At 62.9% G+C, this 10,300-nt stretch carries 13 protein-coding genes and 1 riboswitch; of the genes, 2 read left to right on the forward strand and 11 right to left on the reverse strand.

Translation table 11 applies throughout. From position 1 onward, the window contains the following. Positions 1–119: 119 nt before the first annotated feature. The 9 genes from ACVOMB_RS19915 to ACVOMB_RS19955 form a co-directional block, all read right to left on the reverse strand. Positions 120–674 (reverse strand): GTP-binding protein, encoded by a 555-nt coding sequence (locus tag ACVOMB_RS19915; protein WP_481512247.1) that lies wholly within the window; start codon positions 672–674, stop codon positions 120–122. Next, entirely contained in the window at positions 671–1,627 is a 957-nt protein-coding gene (locus ACVOMB_RS19920; protein ID WP_481532779.1) for a hypothetical protein, read from the reverse strand. Before ACVOMB_RS19920 ends, ACVOMB_RS19915 begins: the two co-directional genes overlap by 4 nt. A 77-nt stretch (positions 1,628–1,704) precedes the next feature. After that, on the reverse strand, positions 1,705–2,067 hold the full coding sequence (locus ACVOMB_RS19925) for a roadblock/LC7 domain-containing protein (RefSeq protein ID WP_057627433.1): 363 nt from the start codon (positions 2,065–2,067) through the stop codon (positions 1,705–1,707). Positions 2,068–2,229: 162 nt separating this feature from the next. Further along, a complete protein-coding gene (locus ACVOMB_RS19930) occupies positions 2,230–2,628 on the reverse strand; it encodes a roadblock/LC7 domain-containing protein (RefSeq protein WP_481532780.1) in 399 nt (132 codons plus the stop codon). Positions 2,629–2,807: 179 nt separating this feature from the next. Then, positions 2,808–3,800 (reverse strand): thiamine-phosphate kinase, encoded by a 993-nt coding sequence (gene thiL / locus ACVOMB_RS19935; RefSeq protein WP_481532781.1) that lies wholly within the window; start codon positions 3,798–3,800, stop codon positions 2,808–2,810. 93 nt (positions 3,801–3,893) lie between these two features. Beyond that, a complete protein-coding gene (gene nusB / locus ACVOMB_RS19940) occupies positions 3,894–4,373 on the reverse strand; it encodes a transcription antitermination factor NusB (RefSeq protein ID WP_481532782.1) in 480 nt (159 codons plus the stop codon). Next, a complete protein-coding gene (gene ribH / locus ACVOMB_RS19945; protein ID WP_481532783.1) occupies positions 4,370–4,837 on the reverse strand; it encodes a 6,7-dimethyl-8-ribityllumazine synthase in 468 nt (155 codons plus the stop codon). The genes nusB and ribH overlap by 4 nt, the downstream gene beginning before the upstream one ends. A gap of 112 nt (positions 4,838–4,949) precedes the next feature. Next, positions 4,950–6,050 (reverse strand): 3,4-dihydroxy-2-butanone-4-phosphate synthase, encoded by a 1,101-nt coding sequence (gene ribB / locus ACVOMB_RS19950; protein ID WP_481532784.1) that lies wholly within the window; start codon positions 6,048–6,050, stop codon positions 4,950–4,952. Further along, complete coding sequence (locus ACVOMB_RS19955) at positions 6,047–6,649, reverse strand: riboflavin synthase (protein ID WP_481532785.1); 603 nt, start codon at positions 6,647–6,649, stop codon at positions 6,047–6,049. The genes ribB and ACVOMB_RS19955 overlap by 4 nt, the downstream gene beginning before the upstream one ends. Positions 6,650–6,824: 175 nt before the next feature. Continuing rightward, a riboswitch (FMN riboswitch) is annotated at positions 6,825–7,009 on the reverse strand. Positions 7,010–7,124: 115 nt separating this feature from the next. On the opposite strand from ACVOMB_RS19955, the gene ACVOMB_RS19960 reads away from it, so the two are divergent. Beyond that, positions 7,125–7,313, forward strand: a complete 189-nt coding sequence (locus tag ACVOMB_RS19960; protein WP_481532786.1) for a hypothetical protein — start codon at positions 7,125–7,127, stop codon at positions 7,311–7,313. A 328-nt stretch (positions 7,314–7,641) separates the two neighbouring features. Continuing rightward, positions 7,642–8,262 (forward strand): hypothetical protein, encoded by a 621-nt coding sequence (locus ACVOMB_RS19965; protein WP_481532787.1) that lies wholly within the window; start codon positions 7,642–7,644, stop codon positions 8,260–8,262. A 171-nt stretch (positions 8,263–8,433) separates the two neighbouring features. Here ACVOMB_RS19965 and ribD read toward each other — a convergent pair whose 3' ends face one another. Both ribD and ACVOMB_RS19975 read right to left on the reverse strand, forming a co-directional pair. Further along, positions 8,434–9,522 carry a bifunctional diaminohydroxyphosphoribosylaminopyrimidine deaminase/5-amino-6-(5-phosphoribosylamino)uracil reductase RibD gene (gene ribD / locus ACVOMB_RS19970; protein ID WP_481532788.1) on the reverse strand — a complete coding sequence of 363 codons (1,089 nt, stop codon included), beginning with the start codon at positions 9,520–9,522 and terminating at the stop codon, positions 8,434–8,436. Positions 9,523–9,618: 96 nt separating this feature from the next. Then, complete coding sequence (locus tag ACVOMB_RS19975; protein ID WP_481532789.1) at positions 9,619–10,086, reverse strand: GNAT family N-acetyltransferase; 468 nt, start codon at positions 10,084–10,086, stop codon at positions 9,619–9,621. Between the last annotated feature and the right edge of the window lie 214 nt (positions 10,087–10,300).

Below are 10,300 nucleotides of genomic sequence, written 5' to 3' on the forward strand. Positions count from 1 at the left end.
CCCTCGACCCAGCCCCCGGCACCGTCGCCTCCACCAGCCGGTGGCGTCCTTGAGTTGGGTGCCCCGGGGGCCTCCACCCCCCCCCCCCACAACCAGCACCAACCAACACCATCGCTGGCTCAGGCAATCGCTTCGGCGTAGCGACACGACAGCAGCGCCTTGATCAAAAAATCAACCTGGCTGGTCTCACGCGCGTCCACCCACATCACCGGCAGGCGATGGCCTTCGCCGGCCAGGGCATTGCGGAATTCGCTGAAGCTGAAATCAGGCTCGCGGTCCTGGCAGGTCACACCCACTGCAAAACAGGCATCCGGCGCCAATGCACGGAAACGCTCGAGCAGTGTCAACGTACTTGGCAGCGCGCGCGGGTTGAGTGCGCTCACAAGTACGATCACGCCGATTGCACCTTCGGCCACGATCGGCCACATGAAATCCAGGTAGGCCTGACCCGGCACACCGTAGACATGCAACAGTTCACCATCGCCCAGTTCAATGGAGCTGTAATCCAGCGCCACGGTCGTATGCGACTTGTCTTCAAATGCTTCCAGCGCAGCATCGTCGCTGATCGGCATTTCCGTGCTGATCGGCTCCATGTCCGAGATCGACCGGATCGCAGTCGTTTTACCCGCACCCATTTCACCGACAAAAACCAACTTGGTTGCCATAGCCGTCAGACCTGAAGCCCCTTGGAAAAATTGAGCCCGAATCGCTTGGCGATACGTGTGAAGAAGCCGGACACCTTGTTGCCAGAACCCTGCGCTGGAGCAAGCTCGGCGCCACTGCCATCGAGCAGCCCGGTACAGGCCGCTGCGGCCATGATACGGGCAATATCATCCAGCGACGTGCCGGTGGCCTGGGCCAGTTCGCCCGGCTGCCACGGTCGGATCATCATCGCCGCCATCGGCAGCAACCATTGCACCGGCAATTTGCCGGTTTCCACCTCGGGCCAGCCACGCAGCTGGCATGGGTTGGTGGTCTCCCGTTGCAACAACGGCTCGGGCGAAAGCGCCGCCGCCTGCCAGCAGAAATCCTCGAAAGCATGGCTACTGACTGCGTCAGCCATGCATTCATCCAGCGCCTCGGTACTGCCCAGCAGCGACAGGGTCCAGCCCGGCTCGGCGGCGGCCTTCAAAAAATTTTCATAGGGCAGATCGCGCAGCAGGGTTACCCGCGTATGCGTGGCATCGATCAGCAGCTTGACCAAGCCCATATGCAGCAGACTGGGCTTGCCCTTGGCGTCCGCCAGGCTGCGAAACAACGTGCGTGGCTTGAAGCGCTCGCCACTGCTGTCCGATGTCAACAACAGCTGCCGCAGCTGCTGGAAAATATCGCGGACGCTGGCGCCATAGGCCACGCCCGGAATCGACAACCCCGACAATACCTTGCGCGTCACCGCCAGCACCGGCAAACCCTGTTGATTGGCTTCGCGCAGCAGCTGTTGCCCATTGCTGTCATCGATACAAGCCACCAGCAGATCCACCTGCTGGTGGTTCCACTCCTGCACTTCTGCCTGGATGTACTCGGCCATCAGCAACGAGCTGGCAACCTTCAGCCGCATCATATGCAGGACATCCAGACCCTGGCAGCCGATCACGGCGGCAGAGATTTTGCGGGCAGGTGCGCTCATCGTGTCGATCAGTTCTGTGAGCCAAAGCTTTGCTGGCGCACCACTGCTCCGTCACGGGGCAGTGGTGCGTCATTGCATCACTTGAAATCGAGCGTCTGTTCGAACGACTTCAGCTCATGACGTGCCAGTGCCAGGTTGGCGCGCGAACGATCCAGCACCACGTACAGGAACAGGTCCGCATTGCTTTCCAGCGGACGGATCAGGTGGTACTGCTTGGTCAGGGTGATCAGGATGTCTTCGATCGCGTCGGTGATGCCCAGCGAGGCGGCGACGCGGCGCTTGGCGCGCACTACTTCGGTGTTACCAGCAGCGGCAACTTCCAGATTGATCGGACCACCACCCAACATGCCCAGGGCCATGCCGCTATCGCTGTCGACCAGTGCAGCACCGACGAAACCAGCGATTTCATTCAACTTGTCCAACTTGACGTTTCCAGCCATGTGATTCTCCATTCCTGATCGATTGTTGTCTAAGTGTTGAGTGCGGCCATGCCGTTGTGCAGCGCTGGCAACACCTCGAATTGTCGTACCCGAACCCGTTCACCCGCGCTGCCTCCCTGGCATGCCAGACAAGCTGCAACGCGGATTATTTACAGCGCAGAGTTACAGCAACACCTTGATCCGCGCCGCAGCATCGCGAGCGGCATACAGCAGGATGGCAAGGGAGGTATCGGCATGGCCGAGCGCGGCCAACGTATAGGGCCGGTCCGCAGCAACGCGTACCAGCACCATGCTGCCCTGTGAGGTGGACATGGTCACGTAGTCGGCCGCCGTCAGGCCGAGCTCGCGCGACAAGGTTTCCCCAAGCGTCAAGAAGGAATTGCTCATCGCCGACAAGCGTCGTGGATCGAGCTTGTTCAACGAACGGTGAGCGATCGCACGGCCATCGGCCGTGGAGACCAGCAGCATGGAAATGCCAACGTTGCGGTTGATGACGGTGTCGAGTGCTGTTTCCAAGGCACGGCTATCCACCGTGACCGAGGGCGTACCTACATCACTCATCTTCGCCCTCACTTTTTCCAACGTTGCTGTTTCCACCACTGCTTCCCCCTGTTTGCCGTCGCCGGATGCAGACTCTCGATTGCATCAAACCGCGACTTCCATCACGAACGAGATGGTAAATATGAATACGTGGACGCCGCGTGAACACAGAAATCCGTCTTACTGATTACGGGGCTCCCCTATTCCCCAATGCCCGAAAAGTGGTTGTAGCCTTGCCTTGATGCCACCAGCACAGCACCCTCCTGGTTGATCACCTGTACCCCTGTCCCGGCTCGAATATAGCCAATCCGGGTAAGCGGAACTGCTACGGATGCCATGGTTTCGCGCACCGCCTGCCGCTGCCCCGGCGGCGCGGTGAAGCACAGCTCATAGTCGTCGCCGGCACTGGCACGGGATGCGTTGAATGCCTCGGACAGCCCCGCCTGCGCAGCCGCCGACGAGGCCGGCAATGCGTTTTCAAGCACATCGGCGGCAACCCCGCTGCGTGCGCAGATGTGCCCCAGGTCGGCGAGCAGACCATCGGATATATCAACCGCAGCGCTCGCCACACCCCGCAACGCGCAGCCCAACTCAACCCGCGGCGTTGGCCGTGCCAGACGCTGGCGCAGATGCTCCAGCGCTGCATCGCCTGCAATCCGGCTTACATCCAGGGTCTGCTGCTGCCACAACGCCAAGGCCAGACCAGCCTCACCCGGCACACCACTGACCCAGATGTCATCGCCAAGCCGTGCACCGTCGCGACGCAGTGCCTGCCCCGCGGCTGCCTGGCCCATCGCGGTGATCGAGATCGAAAGCGGACCACGTGTGGTGTCGCCGCCAATCAGGGCGATGCCATGTAGATCGGCCAGCTGGAAGAAACCTTGGGCGAATTGATCGACCCAGTCCGGATCGGCATCGGGCAGCGACAGCGACAAGCTGCACCAGGCCGGTTGCGCGCCCATTGCGGCCAGGTCGGACAGATTCACCGCCAATGCCTTCCAGCCAATATCGGCGGGCGGGGTTTCCGCCGGAAAGTGCACGCCCACGTTGAGCGTATCGGTGGTCACCACCAGCTGCTGGCCGGGCGCTGGCTGCAGCAAGGCCGCATCGTCACCAATGCCCAGCACGATATCCGCGCGCGCAGCGGTGCGGCGACGGATGCGCTCGATCAGTCCAAACTCGTCAAGGCTCATGATCGCGCTCCCTTAAAAACAACAACGCCGGTGCCGATGATGCCGGCCCGGCGCTGTAGCAAACCCCGTCGGTGGCGAAGCCGCCGCCGTCGGTTATTGGTTGGATTCAGTCTTACGCCACTCTAGCGCGGCACGGTCAAGCACGCCATTGACGTAGGTATGGCCGTGCTCGGAGCCGAAACGCTTGGCGGTTTCGATGGCTTCGTTGATCACCACGCGGTACGGCACGTCCTGGCGGTAACGCAGCTCGAAGGCCGCCACGCGCAGCACTGCACGCTCGATGGCGTCCACTTCTTCAACGGCGCGGTCGACGAACGGGGCGAGCGCCTCGTCCAGGTCACGGCGGTTGTCCAGCACGCCACGCAGCAGGCTTTCGAAGTACGTCAGATCGGCGATTTCGTGGGCTTGTTCGTGGGCAAACTGGGCCAGCAGCGACTCGGCGTTGCCGCCGGAGATCTGCCAGGCGTAGATGGCCTGCAGGGCACGACGGCGCGCGCGCGAGCGCAGCACCGGATCAATGCCGTCGCGACGGACCGGCTTTCCGGCAGGCTTGCCGTTGTTCTTGTTGTTCATGGCAGCTGTTCCAGAAGATTGACCATTTCCAATGCCGACAAAGCGGCTTCCTCACCCTTGTTGCCATGGTTGCCGCCGGCACGGGCATCGGCATCCTCCACCCGCTCCACCGCCAGCACGCCATTGAGCACCGGCACGCCGAAATCCAGCTGGGCGCGCATCAGGCCTTCGGCACAGCGATCAGCAACGTGCTCGTAATGACGGGTCTCCCCCCGGATCACGCAGCCCAGGGCGATGATCGCCGCATGCTGCCCGGCCGCGGCCAGACGCGCTGCAACCAACGGAATTTCCCAGGCACCGGGCACTCGGACCACGTCGATGGCACCCTCGCCGATACCGTTGCCGGCCAGGCTCTTGCGGGCGCCAGTGACCAGGATGTCGGTGATACGGGCATTCCAGCGGCTGGCGATGATGGCAAAACGGGCCGAACCGGCCGGGCGGAGGTCGCCTTCGTAGTGGCTCATGGGGGCGTGGGGTTCCAAAAGGTGGGTAAGTCTAACGTGCGGGGGCTTAACCCGCGACGCAGAAAATGGCTGGAAGCCCGGTCCAGCCGGGCTTCCAGGTAATGTCGAAGGCTCAGGGCTGCACGGTTTCGACGATTTCCAGCCCGTAACCGGCCAGGCCGATCTGCCGGCGCGGAGTGCCGAGCACTCGCAGCTTGCCCAGCCCGAGGTCAGACAGGATCTGCGCGCCGGCACCGTTGCGACGCCACTGGCCCACGTCCTTGTCCTTGCCCGGGATGACCGGTGCCGGCTGCTGACGCAGCCGGGCCAACAGTGAATTGGTGTCACGCGGTGCCGACAGCACCACCATCACGCCGCTGCCGGCCGCATCGATCGCCCGCAATGCATCGGTATTGGCCACGCCGAAGTCGTCACGGCGCCAATGCAGCAGGTCAGCCAGCGGGTTCTCCACCTGCACCCGCACCAAGGTGGGGGTGTTCTTGTCCGGGGTGCCGCGGACCAGCGCGAAATGCAGGTCATTGGCGATGCGGTCGCGGTAGGTGACCAGCTTGAAGGCACCGAATTCGGTGTCGATCTCGCGCTCGTCCACACGCTCGACGGTGTGCTCGGTGGCCAGGCGGTAGGCGATCAGGTCGGCGATCGAGCCCATCTTCAAGCCGTGCTCGCGGGCGAACACCTCCAGTTCCGGGCGGCGCGCCATGCTGCCGTCGGGGTTGAGGATTTCCACCAACACGCCAGCCGGTTCCAGCCCAGCCAGCATCGCGAGATCGACGCCGGCTTCGGTGTGACCAGCACGGGTCAAGACGCCGCCCGGCTGGGCGATCAGCGGGAAGATGTGGCCCGGTTGATGCAGGTCGGACGGCTTGGCATTGGCCTTCACCGCGGTGCGGATGGTGTGGGCGCGGTCATGCGCGGAGATACCGGTGGTCACGCCTTCGGCGGCTTCGATGCTGACCGTGAAATTGGTCTGGAACTGCGCGGTATTGGCTTGCACCATCGGCGCCAGGCCGAGGTCGGCTGCGCGGGTACGGGTCAGCGGCAGGCACACCAGGCCGCGGCCATGGGTGACCATGAAATTGATGTCCGACGCCTTGACCAGCTCGGCGGCCATGATCAGGTCGCCTTCGTTCTCGCGGTCCTCGTCATCGACGATGACCACCATGCGACCGGCGCGGATTTCTTCCAGCAGTTCGGGAACGGGGGCGAAATTCATTGTGCGGCTCCTTGGCCCAGCAGGCGCTCGACATAGCGGGCGACCAGATCGATTTCCAGATTCACCGCACTGCCCACGCCGGTGGCGGAGAACGCGGTATTGGCGACGGTGTGCGGGATCAGCGCGACTTCAAAGCCCTCGTCATCGGCTTCGTTGACGGTGAGGCTGACGCCATCCACGCAGATCGAGCCTTTCTTGGCGATGTACTTGAGCAGCGGCTTGGGCGCGGCAAAGCGCCAGCGCAGCGCGCGTGCATCCTCGTGTACGGACAGTACCTTGCCGAGGCCATCGACATGGCCGCTGACCAGATGGCCGCCGAGGCGGTCGGTCGGGCGCATGGCGCGCTCAAGATTGATCACGGCGCCTTCGGCCAGCCCGCCAAGGGTGGTCAGGGCCAGGGTTTCGGTTGAGGCATCGGCCTTGAAGCTGCTGCCGTCAAATTCGATGACAGTCAGGCAGACACCGTTGACGGCAATGCTCTCGCCCATCTGCACCTGCTCGAACGGCAGGCTGCCAACAGCGAAGGTAAAGCGGACATCGCCGCCGATGGGTTCGCGTGCGGCCAGACGGCCGACGCCTTCGATGATTCCAGTAAACATCAGTGCGCCCCCAAATAACGGGTGTAGCCAACCAACCCAATGAGCGCACTGCCTAGAATCCCTGCACATGGATGTGCAGGCTTTTGAAGAGGGACTTTCATAACGTTCTCCGCAGTAGTTGAGCGAAAAACGCCGCAAGGCAAACAGGCGCACGGCCCCCGCAAGGGGCCCGAAACACCGTCTTCTTTCATCCGGACTATGACCGTCGGCTCCGGAATCTGACCGGATCTGCTGACCTCCAACCGGGCAGCCGCACTGCTGTGCGGACCTTGCTGGAGCGCTCGCGGGCTTGCACAGCGCCCCATCTGAGGCATTGCACCTACCGCCGGTGGGGAGTTGCACCCCGCCCTGAAGACGTTTGTGAGTGCCGGCGAACCGGCCCGGCGATTGTACCAGCGCCGCTCCAGGGAAGGCCTTGGCCGGGCTGAACAAGTGCTTCCCATTCGTAGAACGGGTATCTGGAGCCGCAGCCCCCATGGAAAGCCGCGTAGGGCTACTGCCGCTTGCGGCCGAAGAAAGTGCCCACGCTGACCAAGGCAAACAGGCAGCCCAACCCGTTCATCAGCTGATCGCGCCATTGCGACATGGCCGCTGCTGCAAACCAGAGAACCGCTACACAGAGGAACAAACAGCTTTCAAGCTTCAAGACGATTACTACCTCTGAGTGCGACTACCCACCGGGGAGCGCGCACAAATTAGGGGGTAATCAGCTAGGCAGTAATAGGATTGCTCTGAAAATCAGACATTATGAATACGCGTACCAGGCATGACCAACAAGGCGCCCCCACACTCATTTTCTGCCAAGATCAGCCAATAGGCAGCCATAACCAGCTAAACAACTATTAACATGCGCCACCAAAGGCTGCGACAGCTAGTCGCGGAGCGGCTTTTCAGGTGTGAATATTTCGTTAGACTCCGGCCGCCGCTACATGACGTACGGTCCCGGCCCGCGACGGGCTGGTCGACACGGATATCGCACTGAAGAGGAATCCATGCGCAAGACCCTGATTCTGGCCGCCATGCTGGCTGCCGCACCTGTTGTCGCCTCCGCCGACGAGCTGAGCTACACCTACGCTGAAGCCGGCTCGGCCCAGCTGCAGATCAACAACAACGAACTGAACGACCCGAACCTGGGCGGCGCCTACCTGCGCGGTTCGTTTGATATCGCCGACAAGTTCAACGTATTCGGCGGCTACTCGCGCGCCAGCAAGACCTACAAGGTGGAAGGCGTGCGTATCAAGCACGAACTGGGCCTGCCCGAACTGGGCGCCGGTTACCACATGAACATGAGCGATCGCGTCGACTTCACCGCCGACATCGCGTGGCTGCGCTTGAACAACGAAGTAAAGGTCCGCAACGCTGGCCAGTACAACGAAACCTATAAGGACCACACCAACGCCGGTCGCGTGACCCTGGGCCTGCGCGGCAAGCCGTCGGCACGTACCGAAGCTTGGATCAAGGGCGGCGCCATCGATGGCAACGACATGGACACCGAGTTTGTCGGCGTGCTGGGCGGCCAGGTCAAGATCAACAAGACCTGGGGCGTAGTTGCTGAAGGCCAGTGGATGGGTGATATCGCCCAGTACTCGGTCGGCGTGCGCGCCAGCTTCTGATCTGGCACTACCGGGTTTAATGCAGCGGGGGCCGAAAGGCCCCCGTTTTTATTGCGCCACTTTTGTAGGAGCGGCGTGAGCCGCGAAGCACACATCAATGAAGCACCAGCTACCTATGCCAGCTGATGATGCACATGCTTCGCGGCTGACGCCGCTCCCACATGATCGCGATCATGCAGGCCGCAGCAACAGCCGCAGGTCCTGACCCAACATCCGCGTATCCAGCAGCTGCAGGTGCTGCACCTGCGCCATGGCATCAATGCCCAAGCCAGCCAACAGCGGCCGCGCGCTATCGCCCATCAGCAGCGGCGCCATGTACAGCAACAATTCGTCGACCAGCTCAGCCTTGAGCAAGGCGCCACACAAAGTTGGCCCCGCTTCGACATGCACCTCGTTGATACCGCGCGCGGCCAGCACCGCCATCACTTCGGCCAGATCAAGCCGGCCATCCTCCTGCACCAGCACACCTGCAAATTCAGCGCCATCCAGTACCGGCGCAAACAACACTGGATCATGCAGATACAAGGTAGGCGCATCACCTTGGCGCACACGCTTGCTCGCCAAGCTACGCAGCTGTGCGTCCAGCACAACCCGCAACGGCGGCAGAAACTCACCCGCGTCCGGGCGTGCGGTCAGCAACGGATCGTCCGCCACTACCGTAGCCGCGCCAGTCAGGATCGCCCCCGCACGAGCGCGCCATTGCTGCACATCGGCGCGCGCCGCCTCACCGGTGATCCATTTGGACTCGCCGCTTGCCATTGCCGTGCGACCGTCCAAACTGCCGGCCAATTTCACCCGCACGAATGGGCGCCCACGCTCGATGCGCGACAGAAAGCCACGATTGAGCTCGCGCGCCTGCGCGGCCATCAAACCCACCTCGACGGTAATGCCAGCCTGCCGCAACAACGCAAAACCACCGCCATCCACATCGGGAAACGGATCAGCCATCGCTGCCACCACCCGACCCACACCAGCCTCGATCAAGGCCAGTGCGCACGGCGGCGTGCGCCCGTAATGTGCGCAGGGCTCCAACGTGACGTAAGCGGTGCCGCCGCGTGCACGCTCACCGGCCTGACGCAGCGCGAACACCTCGGCATGCGGGCCACCGGCACGCTGATGCCAGCCCTCGCCCACCACGTCATCCCCCTGCGCGATGACACAACCCACCATCGGGTTGGGACGCGTGGTCCAGGCGGCACGCTCTGCCAAGCGCAGCGCGCGGGCCATCAGCAGGTGATCGGTGGCGGTGAACTGACTCATCGTTGGAACCTCATTGCGAATGCAGCCGCTGTCATTGCGGCGGCGGTCGTAGGCAAGTGTATGCGCAGCGATGTCAGCATCGCTGCCCACTGCAGTTCAGCCGTGCCCGGTATCCACCGCCATCACCGTGATCGCCAGCGGCCCCAACTGCAGCTCGGTGTGCACACGCCAGCCCAGACTCCGGTACCAGGCCACCAACGGCGCTTCGCAATACAGATACAGCACCGGCACAGCCAGCGCTGCGGCCCGTGCCACACAATGCGCCACCAACGCCGCGCCCACGCCTTTGCCACGCGCAGCCTCGGTTACGTACAGCGAGGCCAACCACGGCGACCAGCCACGGATCTGTTCGTGATCGTCGTGCAGCAGGCTCACCGAGCCCAGCCAGCCACTGTCGTCCTCGGCCAACCAGCTGCAGGGAATGCTGTCGCGATGCTGCGCACGCAGTTCGGCTTCGGCCTGGGCCACGGTCCACTCCGGCAGCAGGCTGCCGAATGCCTGTACGTGCGCGGCGGCCAAGGCCGGCAGCAACGCGGGGCGGTCGATCAGATTGACCATCAACATCAGGATTCAATACCTGCTCAAAGAACGGTGCACACGGTACGCCCGCATCCAGCGCGCCGCCAGCTCGGGCACGGCGGGCGCGGTGTTTGTAGGAGCGGCGTAAGCCGCGAAGCTGGCGTTGCTTGAGCCCTGGGCACCTGTGCCATCTGATGAACAGTCAGCTTCGCGGCCTACGCCGCTCCCACAGAAGGCAGAGGCAAACCAAGCCTTTGCA

This window comes from Stenotrophomonas sp. STEN018, assembly GCF_056760235.1.

Excerpts from the sequence above, each read along its gene's own strand:
- ACVOMB_RS19920 (WP_481532779.1), bottom strand. The coding sequence starts at position 1,627 with ATGAGCGCACCTGCCCGCAAAATCTCTGCCGCCGTGATCGGCTGCCAG.
- ACVOMB_RS19925 (WP_057627433.1), bottom strand. The coding sequence starts at position 2,067 with ATGGCTGGAAACGTCAAGTTGGACAAGTTGAATGAAATCGCTGGTTTC.
- ACVOMB_RS19930 (WP_481532780.1), bottom strand. The coding sequence starts at position 2,628 with ATGAGTGATGTAGGTACGCCCTCGGTCACGGTGGATAGCCGTGCCTTG.
- thiL (WP_481532781.1), bottom strand. The coding sequence starts at position 3,800 with ATGAGCCTTGACGAGTTTGGACTGATCGAGCGCATCCGTCGCCGCACC.
- nusB (WP_481532782.1), bottom strand. The coding sequence starts at position 4,373 with ATGAACAACAAGAACAACGGCAAGCCTGCCGGAAAGCCGGTCCGTCGC.
- ribH (WP_481532783.1), bottom strand. The coding sequence starts at position 4,837 with ATGAGCCACTACGAAGGCGACCTCCGCCCGGCCGGTTCGGCCCGTTTT.
- ribB (WP_481532784.1), bottom strand. The coding sequence starts at position 6,050 with ATGAATTTCGCCCCCGTTCCCGAACTGCTGGAAGAAATCCGCGCCGGT.
- ACVOMB_RS19955 (WP_481532785.1), bottom strand. The coding sequence starts at position 6,649 with ATGTTTACTGGAATCATCGAAGGCGTCGGCCGTCTGGCCGCACGCGAA.
- ACVOMB_RS19960 (WP_481532786.1), top strand. The coding sequence starts at position 7,125 with ATGGAAAGCCGCGTAGGGCTACTGCCGCTTGCGGCCGAAGAAAGTGCC.
- ACVOMB_RS19965 (WP_481532787.1), top strand. The coding sequence starts at position 7,642 with ATGCGCAAGACCCTGATTCTGGCCGCCATGCTGGCTGCCGCACCTGTT.
- ribD (WP_481532788.1), bottom strand. The coding sequence starts at position 9,522 with ATGAGTCAGTTCACCGCCACCGATCACCTGCTGATGGCCCGCGCGCTG.
- ACVOMB_RS19975 (WP_481532789.1), bottom strand. The coding sequence starts at position 10,086 with ATGTTGATGGTCAATCTGATCGACCGCCCCGCGTTGCTGCCGGCCTTG.